Consider the following 17,839-nt stretch of genomic DNA (forward strand, 5'->3'; position numbering starts at 1 on the left):
ACTATAACAGATATAATGTGAAATCAATATATTTTTAAAATTTTCTTCTTTACACCTTCTTCATATATGGTAAAATTATATCAGTCGGTATTCAATGAAACCGAACTTTGCAAAATTTATTTTTGCCGAATTATATCCTATAAAGGAATAAGAACGGAGGAGTTATAATGTTAAACACTAGAGGGGTGGGAAAATCCCATGAAAATGTTAGAAAGATGGTAGTAATAGCTATGCTATCGGGGATTTGTTTATTTTTAGGATTAACAGGTCTTGGTTTTATACCCTTACCACTTTTTAAACTAACTATTTTACATTTACCAGTTATCATTGGAGCTATAATTGAAGGACCAGTAGTAGGTGCTTCTATAGGCCTAATTTTTGGCTTATTCTCAATTTATCAAAATATAACAGCTCCAACACCAATGTCACCATTTTTTTATAATCCACTAATTTCTGTTTTACCAAGAGTCCTAATCGGAGTATTGGCTTATTACATTTATAAAATGATAAAATCAAAAGTAAAAAATGTAAAAGTTTCAATTAGCATTGCAGCAGTTTGTGGATCATTAGTTAATACTATCGGTGTTCTTGGTGGTATTTACTTAATTTACTTTAAAGATTATGCTAATGTACTTATTGAAAGAGGTACAATTGCATCAAATTCATTAAGTGCAGTTACTACAGCCTTATTAACTGTAATAGGTACAAATGGAATTGCCGAAGCTATTTTATCAGCTTTCGTTGTAACTCCTATAGTAATTGCAATATTTAAAATGCAAAAGAAAAATTTATAAATATGCTTATTATAAGGTTATTTGAAATTAATCAAATAACCTTTTTATAGTTTGTACTATTTTTATCCTTAATAAGAATAGCTTTCCTGTAATGTATTTAATTTAATAGTTTATATATGGATTTTTTACACAATATAATATTACAAAGTTAGAAAAAGCTTTGTATCAAAATTTTAAGGAGGCGCTTATTATGGCAGGCTACAAAAAATTAGTTCCAGAAGCAAAGAAAGGATTAGCTAAATTCAAAAATGAAGTAGCTAATGAAATGGGAGTTCCTTTTACAGAATATAACGGAAACCTTTCTGCAAAGCAATGCGGTAGCGTTGGCGGAGAAATGGTTAAACGAATGGTAGAACAATACGAATCAAAAATAAAATAAATTAATACTATCTAATAACAAAAAAGCTATGTGTAGGTTATACCTATACATAGCCTTTTCTTTTAAAGTAAGATAAATTCCTACTTAGCTTACAGATTTTCAATAGCAGCTTTTACTGCTTCTACATCCTCATCAGTTCCTTGTCCATCAATTTTACGAAGACAAGTAATTCCATATTCCTTTTCAATTTTATCAGCTGCAAAACAGTATGTTTCAGCATGTCTTTCCTTACTACCATTTACAACAACGCCACGAACTAGATCTTTGTTTTTATCTAAAAATGCTCTTGTAACTTGTGTAATTTCACCTAATCCTTCATTACGTGTAACAAGAACACATTCTTCATTTAATTCCTCATTAACATTTTGTGTTGGCATTCCTAATTTTTCAGCAAATGCCTTTCCATTACCAAATCTACTATCATATACTACTAACATGTCTTTTTCTCCTTTTTATGTATTAATTTCATTTATTATACCACACAAAAAGAATAATGTAAGTATTTTAATGTTATCTTAGAAAAATTCTCATTTTGTATAATAAGGTAATAATTCCTCATTTCTCAGAATTATGTATTTTTCTTCTCTTTATAGGTTCTCATTCATCTCAAAATCAATATATGTACTTTAAAACTAAAGAATTGAAGATATAAAAAAAGGAAGTATCTCATACTTCCTTTTTGGAGCGAAAGACGGGACTCGAACCCGCAACATTCACCTTGGCAAGGTGACGCTCTACCATTGAGCCACTTCCGCACATTAATTATAATTATATAATATAATAGACTTTTAAAATGGTCAACTATATTTATAAATAAAATACCACTAAAATATGGTGGCTTACCCGGGAATCGAACCCGGTACACCTTGATTAAAAGTCAAGTGCTCTACCGATTGAGCTAGTAAACCACAGTGGTGCGTGTTAAGAGATTCGAACTCCTGGCCCACGCCTTAGAAGGGCGTTGCTCTATCCAGCTGAGCTAAACACGCATTTTTTCTACGTGAAATATAATACCCTATTTTGTCGTAACTTGTCAACAAATTTTAAATAAAAAAATTAAAATCTGAAAGTTTAAGCTAAAAAACTTATAATATATTTCAATAAAAATAATTTATGAAACCATTCTATCAAATGATAATAATCAGAAAACTCCCATTAGGGAGTTTTCGTCAATTATGAATTATCAATTATTTAATTATTATATTATCTCCTTCAACATCTACTATAACATTTGAGCCGTAGCCAATATCTCCTTTTATAATCTTTCTAGCTAAAGTATTTTCTATACTATTTTGAATATATCTCTTTAAAGGTCTTGCTCCGTACACTGGATCATATCCTTCTGTTGCCATAAATGTTTTTGCTTCATCAGTTACTTCAAGAGTAATATTCTTATCCTTTAATCTTCCTGAAACTTCTTTCAAGAATATATCTATAATCTTCTTAATTCCATTTTCAGATAAAGGTTTAAACATTATTATATCATCTACTCTATTTAAAAATTCAGGCTTAAATCTTAATTTCATTTCATTCATAACTTGATTTCTAATACTTTCATCTACAGCATCTTCACCTTTATTTTCTAAAAGATAGCTACTACCAATATTTGAAGTCATAATTATAATAGTATTTTTAAAGTCTACAGTTTTTCCTTTGTTATCAGTTAATCTACCATCATCTAATATTTGTAGGAAAATATTAAATACATCTTCATGTGCTTTTTCTATTTCATCAAATAGAATTACACTGTATGGATTTCTTCTTACTGCCTCTGTAAGTTGACCACCTTCATCATATCCTACATATCCTGGAGGAGCTCCAACTAGTCTAGATACAGAATGTTTCTCCATATATTCAGACATATCAATTCTTATAATATTCTCTTCAGAATCAAATAAATTTCTTGCTAAAGTTTTTGCAAGTTCTGTTTTACCAACCCCTGTTGGTCCTAAGAATATAAATGAACCTATAGGCTTATTAGCATCTTTTAATCCAGCTCTTGCTCTAAGAATAGCATTTGAAACAGTAGTTATTGCCTCTTCTTGGCCAATAACCCTCTTTTCCATTTCACTTTCTAATCTTAAAAGTTTTTCTCTTTCACCTTCTAAAAGATTAGTTACAGGAATTCCAGTCCATTTTGAAAGAATCTTTGATACTTCCTCTTCTGTTACTTCCTCTTTTAATAAAGCACCTTCATAATTTTCTTTAACTTCAATTTCTTTTTGTTTAATTTCTTCTTCTAGAGCTGGAATTACACTATATTGAATTTCAGCAGCTTTATTATAATTGTAATTTCTTTGAGCAGCTTCTAAATCTCCTCTTGCATCATCTAATTTTGTTTTTAAGTCTCTTAAACTAACTATTGCATCTTTTTCTTTTTCAAACTTTGCTGTCATTTCATCATTTCTAGCCTTAAGCTCTGCAATATCCTTTTCTAATGCAACTAATTTCTTTTTAGAACCTTCATCCTTTTCCTTAGTTAATGCTTCTTTTTCTATTTCTAGTTGGAATAATTTTCTTCTTATGTTATCAAGCTCTGTTGGAAGAGAATCTATTTCTGTTCTTATCATTGCACCAGCTTCATCAATTAAATCTATTGCTTTATCTGGTAAATATCTATCTTGAATATATCTATGTGATAATTTTGCAGCTGCAATTAAAGCTGAATCATGAATTCTTACACCATGATGTATTTCAAATCTCTCCTTTAAACCTCTAAGAATTGAAATAGCATCTTCTACAGTTGGCTCTTCAACAACAACAGGTTGGAATCTTCTCTCTAAAGCCTTATCCTTTTCTATATATTGTCTATACTCATCAAAAGTAGTAGCACCTATGCAGTGTAACTCTCCTCTTGCAAGTAACGGCTTAATTAAGTTACCTGCATCCATAGCTCCATCAGTTTTACCTGCTCCAACTATAGTGTGAATTTCGTCTATAAATAGAATTATTCTACCTTCACTACTTTGTACTTCCTTTAATACAGCCTTTAATCTTTCTTCAAATTCCCCTCTATATTTAGCTCCTGCAATTAAAGCTCCCATATCTAAAGAAAAAATAACTTTGTTTTTTAAACCTTCTGGTACATCACCTTTTATTATTCTTTCAGCTAAACCTTCAACAATAGCAGTTTTACCTACCCCTGGTTCTCCAATTAATACAGGGTTATTTTTAGTTCTTCTTGATAAAATTCTAATAGCTCTTCTTATTTCTTCATCTCTTCCTATTACAGGATCTAATTTATGCTTTTTAGCAAGATCAGTTAAATTAGTACCATACTTCCCTAAAGCATCATAGGTTCCTTCGGGATCTTGAGTTTCTACTCTTTGATTTCCTCTAACTTCCTTAAGTACTTCCATAAAAGTCTTTTTATTAATATTGTACTTATCTAATAATCTCTTAACTTCTCCATTCTTATCTACATCAATTATTGCAAGCATTAAATGTTCAACACTTATATAAGAATCCTCAAATTTTTTAGCTAAATCTTCAGCTTTTACTAATACTTCTTCTATTTGTCTAGTAGCATAAACACCTGAAGAGTTAGCACCTTCTCCTAAAACCTTTGGCATATTTCCTAAAACTCTATTTAAATCATCGTCTATAGATTTTACATTTACACCCATTTTAGTAAATATATTTGGTATTAATCCATCTTCTTGTTCTACTAGCGCTGTAAATAAGTGTATTAACTCTACTTGTTGGTGATTAAATTTAACTGCAATCATACTAGCATTGTTTAATGCTTCTTGGACTCTTAAAGTCATCTTATCAATATTCATGTGCTTCACTCCTTTATACTACTTTATATTTTTATTTTAATCTATATTTCAATAATAATACAAAAGTCAAAGAAAGTCAAAGTATATTTTATTTTTTTATAATTTTCTATTTCTTAATAAATAGGATATAATTAGAATAAATAATTTAATTAATTGAAAAGAGGTGATTTTTATAAGAAGAGAATATGTAAGTTATCCATCTGATTCTCCTATAAAAATATCTTATGCTAATATTAAAGAATATCCAGTACATTGGCATAATTCTATAGAGGTACTTTATGTTTTAAGAGGAAGCATAAATGTCAACGTAGATACAGACTCCTTTGAAGTTTTAGAAAAGGAAATGGAAATTATAAATGTTGATGAAGCACACAGAATATATAGCAATGAAGAAAATAGAGTATTAATTTTTCATATAGATCCTTATTTTTTTGAAAAATATTATAAGGATATTAATAACATTTTCTTTTATACTAACTCAACAGATGATGGTGCTCAAGAAGGTGAAGAATATGATATACTAAGAGAATTTTTAGCTAAATTATTATGTGAGGCAGTTCAAAAACTTGATGATTATGATAAGGAAATCGAATCAATTTTAGTTGATTTACTATATCATCTTATAAATAATTTCCACTACTTAACTTATGAGAAGGAAGAATTAAAAGATAAGTCGGAACAATTAGCTAGGTATCATAGGATTTCTAAATATATTTTTAATAACTACGATAGTAATATCACATTACAAGAAATTGCAAAGAAAGAATTTTTAAGCCCTCACTACTTATCACATGAGATTAAGTATGCTACAGGATATAGTTTCACAGACTTAGTAAATTTAACTAGAGTAGAAGAATCAGTAAAACTTTTATTAGATAGTGATTTAAGTATTTCAGATATATCTGATGAAGTTGGATTTTCTCATGTAAGGTATCTAAATAAAAACTTTAAAAATTATTATGGTTGTACTCCTCTTCAATATAGAAAAAAAAATAAATTAACTGAGGAGGAATATGAGGCATCTAAAAAAATAGAAATTTTAAATATTGAAGATGCTTTAGAATATTTATCCTCTGATTTAGATGATTATGAAAGATTCAATTATGAAAACAAGATATGGAAAATACATATTGACATGGATGAAAGTCTTGGCCATTTCAAAAAAGATTATAGCGAAATAATAAACTTAGATGATGCTTTCGATTTATTATTAGAAGATAATAAGGATATTTTGGAAGAAATCCAAGAAGAACTTCATTTTAAATATGTAAGACTTGAAAATATGTTTAACAATGATATGGGAGTTTTCCCCAAAGCTGACTTCTATAATTGGAATAAAGCTAAAAGTGTCATTGAATTTTTAGATTATATTGATTTAAAACCTCTTATATTGATAGACAACCCAAATTTTACTTTTGAAAAATATAAGCAAGTTTTAAAAAGCTTTTTTGAATATTTCTCAGAAATAGACTATATTAACGTAACTGAATTTAAATTTCAATTTACTCCTGTTATAGATAGAGAAATAAAGAAATCCTTATTAAAATTCTTAATAGAGGAATATAGTTTAGATATAATTGAAGCTGATTTCATTTGTGATAAAAGTTTAAATAAAATTTATGATACAGCTTTTATGCTCCCTTTTATAATTCACAATACTATCTTTAATAAAAATTCATTAAACTTCTTAAGAGCTTTTGATGTCTTAGAAAAAGAAATAAGTTTAACTAATGAAGTATTTATTGGTGCACCAGGACTAGTTAATGATATGGGAATTAGAAAGCCTTCCTATTATGCTTATTACTTATTAAGTAAACTTGGCGATGAAATTGTAGCTATAGATAATGGATTAATAGTAACTAAAAAAGATGATGAGTATTGTATTTTACTTTATTCCTATACTGATGAATTAGAAGAAATACAAAATTATGAAGATATCTTTACTAAACGTGGTAAAAGAAAAATTTACAAAAAAAAAATATCTTTAAATATTGAAAATACAAAAAAATCTTCTAGAATAATTACTTATGAAATTAGTGAGAGGATTGGTTCTTCTTATAACTACTGGCTATCTATGGGATCACCAGATAGACTAAATAAAGAAGAAAAAGAAATTTTGCATAGAGCTTCTTTTCCTAAGATAGAATTTAAATATTCAAAGAAAAATACAATCTTAAACATAATTACTGAACTAAATGGATATCATGCTAAACTAATTTTAATAAAAAATATCAAGTAAAAGTACAAAGAAACCAAATTTTATGGTTTCTTTGTACTTTTTCAATATATTAAAAGTTTTGCTAATAACTTAAATGTACTTAAAAGTAACCATTTAAGTCAATGCATTATTAAATAAATTTAAGTATACTTTAATTATAGTAATAAAGTTTAAAACTTAGAAAGGATTGATTTTTAATGAGAGGTCTATTTTTTGTACCTAGCATATTTTCAAAATATTCATTATTAAATATATTATCATCATTTTTTCACCCTATAAAAAACAATTAAGTACATTTTTAATTTAAAATATATAAATTTCTGAATAATAAAAAGGCATTAAATGCCTTTATTATTTTTCTATAAAATTCTATTCTTTTTCTAGCCTCATTGCTAAAGTAAAATATTTCAAAGAATCTTTCACATCTCCAAGCTTATAGTACATTTCTCCCATATCTAAATATCTTTCGTATCTTTTTTCCTTACTAGCAAATTTAAATACTGAATCTAAAGATAAATTCATATACATTTCTGCTTGAACATATAATCCCTTCTTTTGAAGAATCATTCCCTTTAAATAGTATGCCTCTTCAATCAATACTATATTCTTTGAATTTATGGCAGAGTTTAAAGCTTTATCAGTAATTTCATAGGCAATATCATACTCCTTATTTTCATAAAGAGTTCTAATACATGAATTCAAAAACTTAACATATTTTCCTTCATTTATTGTTGGGAATAACTCTATCCCCTCTTTAATTTCTTCTACTGCTCTATCTCTATCCTTTGCATAGAAGTAACTCTTGCCACTTTTCCCCTTAGCTATTGCTAGGACTATAGGGTTTTCTTTTTTATATTCATAAGCTAAACTCATGTATTTTTCAGCTTCATCCTTATTAAGCTTTATACATACATTTGCAAAGCAATGATAAATATCACCCTTGTCTAATGTATTATTTATATAATCTATATATTTTAATGCCTCATTAATAGTGTCATAAGTTTTTTCCAATTGGCCTAGTTTTTCATAAGATTTTCCTTCTCTATAAGAAATATAAGCATAATCAGCCTTATTAAAATTTATATTAGACTTTATTAAGCTTCTAGTTCTGCTGTAATAATTTATAGCCTCATTATAATCTTCAATACTGTAAAAGAACGTAGCCATGTCTTTATAGTAAGTTATTGTATTCTCGCGAGTATTATTTTTCTGATATAAATCATAATATTGTGATATGATTAATTGTATATTTTCAACTTTATTCATCTTGACGTAATGGTTAAATAGCTTATGTATAAGCTCAAAGGCTAAATCGTTATAGGAATATTCTAAAGCATAATTTAAATTATGATTAATAACATTGTCCATCTCTTCATCAGGAACTAAATCTTTATTTATTAATTGAAGATTACTAGTAATTTGCTCTTCAACATCTCTTATTAAATATTCATAATCAAGACCAAGCTTTTTAGAAATATACTCTAAAATATCTTTATCAGCTTTTATTTTTCCATTTTCAATACAGCTCATTTTCGATATTGAAACTTTATCTCCGCACAATTCCTTTAAAGTTATTCCCTGATATACCCTTGCCCTTTTTATCTTTTCTCCAGTTGATAATATTTCCATTTGCAACCCCCGCTTGAATTAATTTTTAAGTATTCCTATCTTCCTAAAAATATTAACTCCCTCATCTAAATATTTAGCTGCTTCAATATCTTTTTTATTATCTATATAGAACTTCCCAATCATTATTGCTAATTGCCCTGCTTGTTTTTGTAAATTATTATTTTTAGCTAAGTCATAAGTATCAAGTAAAATATATTCCGCTTCTCTTAGCATATCTTTCAGTATGTATATTCTATACCATAATAAATTTAATTCTATTAAGTTTTCTATATCCCCTTCATCTAAATATGTAGTTACTTCCGCTAATACTTCTTCACACATGGAAATATCCTTTAACTTAATGTAATTTTCACACATATTCATTAATGTATTTACTATTTTTACATCTTTTCTTCTTAGTCTAATCTCTTTAGATATTTCATAATGCTTAAAGGATTCTTCTATATTCTCGAACTCATAGAATAATTTACCTAAATTATTTTCAATCTCTGAAATACTATTTAATTCTTCTAATTCCTTGTACACTTCTAAAGTCTTTTGAGAGTACTTTATTGCATTTGTTAAATCACCTTTTTTATTATACTCCTCTGATAATAATAAAAGTGTTTTTGCATATTCCTCTCTATTATGGACTTGCTCAAATTTACTTTTTGCTAAAAACGAATAATCTATAGCCCTTGATATATCTTCCGTATTAAAATATGCTTGAGCCATATAATAATATATTTCTCCAAGTAAGTAATCATCACCTATATTATTATCTAAGTAGACCTTTTCAGCTTGTCTTAAATAACTGCTAGATGAGTGATATGCTTTTTGCTTTAATGTTATTTTTCCTAAATTCAAAAATGTATTTATTATTTCCTCATAATTATTATTTTTAATAAATATTACGTTAGAAGATAAGAAAAATTGTTGAGCTAAAGTTAATTCTCCTTTAGCTTTATATATTTGTGCTCTTAAATATATAATCTTTGCTTTTCTATATTCTAAATTATACTTTTCAACATAGTACAAAGCATTTTCTATATACTTTTCACCTGTAATGTAATCTCCAGATAATATATATGATTCTGCTATCTGCTCATAATATATACTTATCTTTTCAGCTTGGGTTTCTTCTGACTCCATTAAATATTCTACTGAAGTTTGTAATGCTCCTGCTAAATATTCAAGCAAGTCCATAGAAGGATTAGATCTTCCTGATTCAACTAAGCTAATTTGTCCAGGTGTTATTCTATCGCCAGCTAAATCTTTAAGAGTCATATCTAATTCTTTTCTTCTTCTCTTTATTTTTTCCCCTAATGCAAGAATTTCCATTAACACTCTTCCTTTTCATTATCATAAAATTAATAATTTTTTACTATATTAATATTTTAGATTATATCATAATTTAACAATTTATAATAGATAATCCATTACTACAATTTACCATTTAGATTTTTTTCGTCAAATTCTAATATAAACCCAAAAAATTTTTAATATTTTTTCTTTTTATTATTATATCATTAAATTCATTAAAAGTAATAGTGAATTTGAAAAATTTTCTATAAAATTTAAATAATTTATAATTTTATTTTAATAATTATAATAAAAAAATAAATTATTACCATATTGATAACTCTTGTTTAAAAGGACTTAAGTCACAAAAAGGAGCTGTTAAAAACAGCTCCTTATGTAATATTTACTTCATATATCCCATAACCATATCACAAGCATCTTCTGCTATATTTAATGCTCTTTTACCAACTCTTCTTAAACTCTTTTGTGTTTTTCTATCTAATTGTGGTAGTATAACAGCACTAACTGCCATTCCTACTAAAGCTCCTGCAGCCATACCTTTTAACATTCTTAGCATTTTATCACCTCATAAATAATTTTCTTACTATATTATCTGTAATTCACACTTATTTATTCTTAAATTTTAATTCTTCTCTACTCCCTTATTTTCTTCTAACAATCTTATAATAAGACCTTGCTGTTAAAATATAAATAACGCTATATATTAAAGCAAATACTGCAAATGATACAAAAGTACATAATATGAATAGCTTAGTATTAGTTAAATTTAACATAGAAAGTATCTTAACTATAAATGGGAAGGCAAAAGAAATATGAATTCCTGCTGTTATTAATGGTAAAAAGAATACAGTTAGGACTTGAGATCTTATAGATCCTTGAACCTCCTCATTACTCATACCTACCTTTTGCATTATTTCAAATCTTTCCTTATCATCGTATCCTTCTGAAATTTGCTTATAATAAATTATTAAAATTGTTGCCATAATAAATAATACTCCTAGGAAAGTTCCAATAAAAAATAATCCACCATATAATGAGATAGCGCTGCTTCTAGCTCCTAATTTAGTTTCACATTTATAAACAAATCCCTTCTCATCTAGTCTACCAACAATACTCTCGTAAGCTTCCCCTTTTTCAACCTCAGTTTCATTTAAATCAATTCCATACAAAAACTCTATTTCCGAAGCATTTTCGCCAAAAACTTCTTTTTGCTTTTTATATAGATAATTTATCTCATCAGTATCTTTTACTACTATATACTGACTACTAGCTATATTAGCTGAAATAATACCATTACCTAAAAATTCATTTACCTTCTCTAATATTTTATACTCTCTATCAAAGATGTTAATTGTATCATAACTATATTTTTCACGATTTGAATATAGTAGTACTTCCCCTTCTCCTAAACTTTTATTTTCTGAAGTTACTCTATTATAATCTTCGAGAGTTATAAATATAAGATTATTCATATCATTATAAATATCTGAATTTGAATTACTATTAGTAACAAACCTATCTTTATCTTTTATAGCCGCAAAATTTAAATAAGTATATGAAATTTCCTTTTTCACTCTTTCATTTTTTATGGCATTCTCTATTTCATATACTAATGATTCTTTATTATCATTATCACTTACATCTGAATATATAGAAATATCATAAGGATATCTTGTATTAATTATGTCTTCCATACCTATCATCATAGATGAAGTTGATGATATCATAACTAATACCATAGTCGATAATATACATATGTTGGCAAGTCCAACGGCATTTTGCTTCATACGATATATCATTCCTGCTACACTGGTAAAGTGCTTAACATTATAGTAATATTTTTTATTTTTTCTAAGAAGCTTTAGAAAAGCTATACTTCCAGCTGTAAATATTAGATATGTTCCTATAATAACTAAAATAACTGCTACAAAGAATAAAGTTATTGCCATAACAGGATTTTTAGTAGTTAATGCAATGTAGTAGCCTACTCCCAAGCAAATAAATCCTAATATAGCCATAAACCATTTAGTCTTAGGCTCTTTTTCTCCTAAATTGGTACTTTTCAATAGTTCAATAGGATTGGATATATGAACTTGACGAAGAGAATTAATAAATATTATAAAAAATATAACTGAAAATAATATTATGGTTGATAGGATCGATGACCAAGAAATATAAAAACCTAATGAAATTTCTACTTCCATCATCTTTAAAACACTTAGATACATAAGTTTATCCAATAAAATCCCAATAGTTATTCCTAATGTAAGACTTATTAGTGCTATATATAAAGTTTCATATCCTATAACCCTTAATAAATGTTTTTTTTCCATTCCAAGAATATTAAATAATCCGAATTCTTTTTTTCTTCTCTTAATTAAGAAGCTATTAGTATAAAAAAGAAATATAATTGCAAAAATTGCCGTTATTCTATTTCCTAAACCTAATGTTATAGATATAGTTTCACTCCCAACTAATGTACTAATCCCTTCATTGTTTGAAAGAGAATGAATAATATAATACATTGCTGCAGTAAAAATACAGGTAAGAATATATGGAATATAGGTTTTACTATTTTTCCTTATATTATTTGCTGCAAGCTTTGGATAAAAACCATTATTCATTTTTCATTCCCCCTGTTGCTATTAAAGTAAGGGTATCAGAAATTTTTTGGTACATTTCCTCATTAGAATTTTTACCTCTATATAATTGATGAAATACCTCCCCGTCTTTAATAAACAAAACTCTGCTTGCATGACTAGCTGCCTTAGTAGAATGTGTTACCATTAAAATAGTTTGACCTTCTTTATTAATTTCCTTAAAAAGTTTAAGTAAACCGTCTGTTGCATGTGAGTCTAGAGCTCCTGTCGGCTCATCAGCTAAAATAAGTTTAGGATTATTTATTAAAGCTCTAGCTACAGCAGCTCTTTGCTTTTGTCCTCCTGAAACTTCATAAGGATATTTTTCAAGAATATCTGATATACCTAACTTCTTAGCTATAGGATGCAAACGTTCCTTCATTTCACCATATTCTTTTCTTGCTAAAACTAAAGGCAAAAATATGTTATCCTTTATAGAAAAAGTATCTAGCAAATTAAAATCTTGGAACACAAACCCTAAATTATCTCTACGAAATGCAGAAATTTCCTTTTCTTTAATATTATTAATCCTCTTTCCATCTAATACTACTTCACCGTTAGTTGGCTTATCTAAGGCTGCTAGTATATTTAAAAGAGTTGTTTTTCCAGAGCCTGATTCTCCCATTATGGCTATATATTCTCCTTTTTCAACAGAAAAAGAAACATTAGATAACGCTTTAACTTGATTTCCTCCAAATCGTGTAGTATATATTTTCTTCACACTATTAACTTCTAATATTGACATATTATCTCCCCTTTCATCTTATAACATAAGTATAATAAAATGACTAAAACGCCTCCATTCATTTCTGTGACATTTTAGCCTTATGTCCTTACATTTTTGTAAGGTACTTTATTCTACTTGGAGATTTATAGTCTTTAGATCTATAAAAAATGTACTACCCTTACCTACTTCTGACTCCACATAAATTTTATGCGAAATCTTATTAGCAGCCCTTTTACAAAGATATAATCCTAAGCCTGTTGATTTTTTATCTGCCCTACCATTGTACCCCGTAAAGCCCTTTTCAAATATTCTATGTATATCTTCCTCTGCAATTCCTATCCCAGTATCAGAAATAGATAGAATGCTATCATTATCAACAGAAATGGTTATAACCCCCTTATCTGTGTATTTAATCGCATTAGATAAAATTTGTTCTAAGATAAAGGCCAACCATTTTTCATCTGTTAATACTATTTTATCAGTCCCATTATAGATTAAAGAAATTTTCTTTCTTATAAATTGTGAAGCATACTTTCTTACAGATTTTTTAATAATATTATCTAATTCATACTCCTTAAAAACAAAATCACTTGAACTACTATCTAATCTAAAATAGCATAAAACCATTTCAACATATTCTTCAACTCTAAAAAGCTCAGATAATAATTCTTTATTTTCATTAGTATCTTCTCCTTGAAGAATTAGCTTCATTATTGATATTGGTACTTTAATTTGGTGAACCCAAGTTGTATAATAATCAATGCTCTCTTTTCTTTGTTTAACTAATTCTGTTAAGTTCTTATTATTAATATCCATTAAAGTAAAAATCATCTTATGATAATCTTCCTCTATACCTTTCCTAGGTAATGGTAGTTCATTGGCTATTAATGAAATGTTTTTTTCAATTCTTATAAATTCACTATGTTTTTTATAATAACTTAAAAATTTAAATGTAAAATAAATTAATGCCAAAGATATACAAAGTATTGAAGAGTATATTACTGCCTCAGCTTCTAAATTATATAAAGAAAATACTCCCATAAATATACCTATAAAAGCAAAAAATAAAATTATTATAGAAATATTTCCACAAATATACTTATATAAACTTTTAAATACATTAACTTCCTCCAAATAATCACCCCATATAAAGTTATTCAATAATATATCCTAAACCTATTTTAGTTTTAATAAAATCAACCAATCCTATTCCTTCAAGCTTCTTTCTTAGCCTTGTTATATTAACTGTTAAAGTATTTTCTTCTACATATGAGTCAATTTCCCAAAGTCTAGTCATAAGAGTATCCCTACTTACAACTTTATTTTTATTTTCCATTAAAGTCTGTAAAATTCTAAACTCATTTCTTGTTAATTCAGCTTTTTTTCCATCATAAATTATAGTATTATCATTTAAATTTAATATAGCTCCTCTATATTCTAAAAACGGAACCTTTCCCCCTAAGTCATAAGTTCTACGCAATATCGCTTGAATCTTAGCCATAAGTACGTTTAAATCAAAAGGCTTAGATATAAAGTCATCCCCTCCCATATTCATAGCCATTATAATATTCATATTATCCGATGCTGAAGAAATAAATATAATGGGTATGTTAGATATTTTTCTAATTTCAGTACACCAATAATAACCATTATAAAAGGGTAGCATAATATCTAATAAGATAAGATGTGGATTAAAATCCGTAAACTCAGAAACTATATCTTGAAAATTCCTTACACATCTAACATCATTCCCCCATGCCTCAATTTGATTTTTCATTAACTCTGCCATGGTTATATCATCCTCTACTATTAATATCCTATGCAAACAATCTCCTCCCCTTTATCCTCATCAATTTTAAATTTCAAATTCTTTATTCTTTTTCACTAATCTATATTATACAGAAATTTTAATAATAAAAGTTTCCTTGCAAAATTTCCTAAAAATAAAAGATTGCATTGCAATCTTTTATTTTTCCTTGTTATATAGATATTCAGCATAACTTAACACATCTCTTTGCTTTTCTATTGGAATAGCCTTTAACAGTAACTTTAGTTTATTTATTATTTCATCACTTTCATTAATATTATTATCCAAAGCTACTTCACATTTTTTTATATGATCATTATTGATATTCTCTTCATTATTTATATTAATAATATTATAATCCCTATCCCTTACAATAAACTTTAATTCTTCCTTAACTAAATTATTAGAAACATAAATTTTATTATTTCCTAAATATTTATAAACCTCATTATTAGAAGTAATATTTAAAGCTTCTTTGCATTTTTCATCTGCTATCTCATTATATAAATCTCCAGTATGGCTATCTACTTTAACAAAAATCACTTCTATTCCATTATTCATTAAACTTTTCATCTTATTGTGATACTCTATTGATGATTGCTCTTTTCTTTCCCAAAATCCAGTTGCATGATGCGCTATACCAGCATAATCATGGAAAATAACAACCTTATTTTCTTTTTGCCTTAATGCATATTCAACGCCTTTAATTGTTGCTTCTAACTCTCCAGCAATTTGTCTTATACTCTTACTAGAATTATCTTTACTTTTTCCATTTTCAATATACTGTATTATATTTTCTTTAACAGCGACTAATGCATAAGAGTACTTTTCAGTAGATATATTATAACTTCCGTCTACATATATATGTAAACAATCCATAGGATAACTGTCTATTCCCTTTTTCAGCATCCCATCACCTTGAGATAAAAATTTTCTTGCTTCATTTATATCTTCAAAGCTCTTATATTTAGCTCCTTTAACCCCTTTTATATATTTTTGACATTCTGCCCAAGTATCAACTATTAAATTCTCTACTTTTTCATTTGTAGAAAAATTAAATCCTTCTTTAATTGCATAAACCTTTTTAGCCAAACTTACTACTCCTTTATCTTTATTATAAAGACATAACTTCTTCAATAAAGTTATAAACCTTCTCTACATTTTTTGCCCCTGTAAAGTTTACTACATATTCTATTATATTTTTTATTACAAAAACAATATCATTTTTTCCTTCCCAATTTTCTAATATAATCTTAGTTGGTACATCTGATATAATTCTTTCTAGTGCAAAAAATGCCACAGCTATTTCATCAACTTTTCCTATAAAAGGAATATTATCTGGTATTATATCCGTTGGAAATGCAATATATGCAGCTGCACCAGATATTATTAACTTAGTCTTTAAAGGAACTCTTTTATCCTTTAAAAGTCTATAAATTAATGCGGCCATATCAGGGACTATAAGTATATAATCACTGTATGTCTTTATTTTTTCTGGTAATTTTTCTTCTATGTATCCTCTACCTAAAGTATAATAATCCTTAACCTTTTCTATATTTTCATCAAATTCTTCTTCAATTTCTTCTACATTTTCTTCTTTAGGAACCTCTTTTATTAATGTCCCCTTCAAAGATATATTAATATTTGCTACATCTACATTTAATGTATCTTGTGTTGTATATATTTCCGAAATATCTAAATCGACATATGGTACATCCTTTAATAAATATTTTAAATTAATTACTACTTTACCATCATTATAACTTATGCCTTTTTCCTCTAAAGATTTTAAAGCATATTTTAAAGCTGCCTTTCTGAAAATAGATAAAATCTTTATCTTAGCTATTTTAAAAGATGAAATCTCTCCATGTATTACTCCATTTTCTATTCTCATAAGTTTTACACCTGCTACAAAATTAATTGTAACGCCCTTAGTAAAACTTCCATATAATCTTATTTCATCTTCAATTTCAACTTTTTCTAAAACTAATCCGTCTACACTTACAAATTCATTTAATATACTTAATAAATCTTCTCCAGTTAACGCAACTTTAACACTTGAAATGTTCATCCTAATTACCTCCCATTAATAAGTTATCATGCATTTATATACATTTTTAAATTTGTTCCAATTATATAAAGAAGCTTGTCCTTTATATAGATATCAGTAATACCAGTCTCGTACTTATCTAAGTCAATAACAATCTCATTACCTTTTATACTAATATACTCTTCTCCTAGCATCTTAACAACTGTCTTTAAAGCTAATCCACTAATCCCCTTTAAAAGTCCTAGTTTATCTATATTTATATTTTTTGTTTCTAAGATTATTTTATTTTCACAAAAGCTTTTTATATAAAGGCTCCCACTAAACTTACTATTTATTTTACTAGCTATACTACCTGAAAAAACTATACCATTATTTATTTCTATATGGGTCACCTCTATACCTTTATCCTTGCCCTTTAAATTAACTATTTCAGTAATATCTTTTGATGATAATACAGTTAAATTTAGCAATTTTATTATCTCCCCTTATTATATTAATATAAAATTTATTAG

At 27.1% G+C, this 17,839-nt stretch carries 15 protein-coding genes and 3 tRNA genes; 3 read left to right on the plus strand and 15 right to left on the minus strand.

Going from position 1 to position 17,839, the window contains the following annotated elements:
* The first annotated feature begins 167 nt into the window (after positions 1-167).
* Both BN6774_RS15530 and BN6774_RS15535 read left to right on the plus strand, forming a co-directional pair.
* The gene (locus BN6774_RS15530; protein WP_066895414.1) at positions 168-794 is read left to right on the plus strand and encodes an ECF transporter S component; all 627 of its coding nucleotides are present in this window, start codon (positions 168-170) and stop codon (positions 792-794) included.
* A 190-nt stretch (positions 795-984) separates the two neighbouring features.
* Positions 985-1,173, plus strand: a complete 189-nt coding sequence (locus BN6774_RS15535) for an alpha/beta-type small acid-soluble spore protein (protein WP_066895416.1) — start codon at positions 985-987, stop codon at positions 1,171-1,173.
* An 89-nt stretch (positions 1,174-1,262) separates the two neighbouring features.
* On the opposite strand, the gene BN6774_RS15540 is transcribed toward BN6774_RS15535, so the two are convergent.
* The 5 genes from BN6774_RS15540 to clpB form a co-directional block, all read right to left on the minus strand.
* On the minus strand, positions 1,263-1,610 hold the full coding sequence (locus BN6774_RS15540; protein WP_066895418.1) for a class Ib ribonucleoside-diphosphate reductase assembly flavoprotein NrdI: 348 nt from the start codon (positions 1,608-1,610) through the stop codon (positions 1,263-1,265).
* A gap of 243 nt (positions 1,611-1,853) precedes the next feature.
* Positions 1,854-1,928: transfer RNA gene (locus BN6774_RS15545), tRNA-Gly, on the minus strand.
* A gap of 77 nt (positions 1,929-2,005) precedes the next feature.
* Positions 2,006-2,081, minus strand: a tRNA-Lys gene (locus tag BN6774_RS15550).
* Positions 2,082-2,085: 4 nt separating this feature from the next.
* Positions 2,086-2,162 (minus strand) — tRNA-Arg (locus BN6774_RS15555).
* Between the two features lie 198 nt (positions 2,163-2,360).
* A complete protein-coding gene (gene clpB / locus BN6774_RS15560) occupies positions 2,361-4,955 on the minus strand; it encodes an ATP-dependent chaperone ClpB (RefSeq protein WP_066895420.1) in 2,595 nt (864 codons plus the stop codon).
* A gap of 172 nt (positions 4,956-5,127) precedes the next feature.
* On the opposite strand from clpB, the gene BN6774_RS15565 reads away from it, so the two are divergent.
* Entirely contained in the window at positions 5,128-7,194 is a 2,067-nt protein-coding gene (locus BN6774_RS15565; protein WP_066896736.1) for a helix-turn-helix domain-containing protein, read from the plus strand.
* A gap of 348 nt (positions 7,195-7,542) precedes the next feature.
* Here BN6774_RS15565 and BN6774_RS15570 read toward each other — a convergent pair whose 3' ends face one another.
* From BN6774_RS15570 to BN6774_RS15610, 10 genes are all read right to left on the minus strand, one after another.
* Positions 7,543-8,802, minus strand: coding sequence for a helix-turn-helix domain-containing protein (locus BN6774_RS15570; protein WP_066895422.1), 1,260 nt, complete (start codon positions 8,800-8,802; stop codon positions 7,543-7,545).
* 18 nt (positions 8,803-8,820) lie between these two features.
* The gene (locus BN6774_RS15575; RefSeq protein WP_066895424.1) at positions 8,821-10,122 is read right to left on the minus strand and encodes a helix-turn-helix domain-containing protein; all 1,302 of its coding nucleotides are present in this window, start codon (positions 10,120-10,122) and stop codon (positions 8,821-8,823) included.
* Positions 10,123-10,486: 364 nt separating this feature from the next.
* Positions 10,487-10,660, minus strand: a complete 174-nt coding sequence (locus BN6774_RS18390; protein ID WP_122983000.1) for a YtxH domain-containing protein — start codon at positions 10,658-10,660, stop codon at positions 10,487-10,489.
* 85 nt (positions 10,661-10,745) lie between these two features.
* A complete protein-coding gene (locus BN6774_RS15580) occupies positions 10,746-12,728 on the minus strand; it encodes an ABC transporter permease (RefSeq protein ID WP_066895426.1) in 1,983 nt (660 codons plus the stop codon).
* Positions 12,721-13,488 carry an ABC transporter ATP-binding protein gene (locus BN6774_RS15585; protein ID WP_066895428.1) on the minus strand — a complete coding sequence of 256 codons (768 nt, stop codon included), beginning with the start codon at positions 13,486-13,488 and terminating at the stop codon, positions 12,721-12,723. Before BN6774_RS15585 ends, BN6774_RS15580 begins: the two co-directional genes overlap by 8 nt.
* A gap of 108 nt (positions 13,489-13,596) precedes the next feature.
* Positions 13,597-14,604: a sensor histidine kinase gene (locus tag BN6774_RS15590; RefSeq protein ID WP_066896739.1), complete on the minus strand. Its 1,008-nt coding sequence runs from the start codon at positions 14,602-14,604 to the stop codon at positions 13,597-13,599.
* A gap of 19 nt (positions 14,605-14,623) precedes the next feature.
* Entirely contained in the window at positions 14,624-15,295 is a 672-nt protein-coding gene (locus tag BN6774_RS15595) for a response regulator transcription factor (protein WP_066895430.1), read from the minus strand.
* Positions 15,296-15,436: 141 nt separating this feature from the next.
* Positions 15,437-16,369 carry a ribonuclease H1 domain-containing protein gene (locus BN6774_RS15600; protein ID WP_066896742.1) on the minus strand — a complete coding sequence of 311 codons (933 nt, stop codon included), beginning with the start codon at positions 16,367-16,369 and terminating at the stop codon, positions 15,437-15,439.
* A gap of 22 nt (positions 16,370-16,391) precedes the next feature.
* Positions 16,392-17,348 carry a YkvA family protein gene (locus BN6774_RS15605; RefSeq protein ID WP_066895432.1) on the minus strand — a complete coding sequence of 319 codons (957 nt, stop codon included), beginning with the start codon at positions 17,346-17,348 and terminating at the stop codon, positions 16,392-16,394.
* A 26-nt stretch (positions 17,349-17,374) separates the two neighbouring features.
* Positions 17,375-17,797 (minus strand): hypothetical protein, encoded by a 423-nt coding sequence (locus BN6774_RS15610; RefSeq protein ID WP_066895434.1) that lies wholly within the window; start codon positions 17,795-17,797, stop codon positions 17,375-17,377.
* Positions 17,798-17,839 lie beyond the last annotated feature (42 nt).

This window comes from Clostridium nigeriense (assembly GCF_900086595.1).
GTDB classification, from domain to species: domain Bacteria; phylum Bacillota; class Clostridia; order Clostridiales; family Clostridiaceae; genus Clostridium; species Clostridium nigeriense.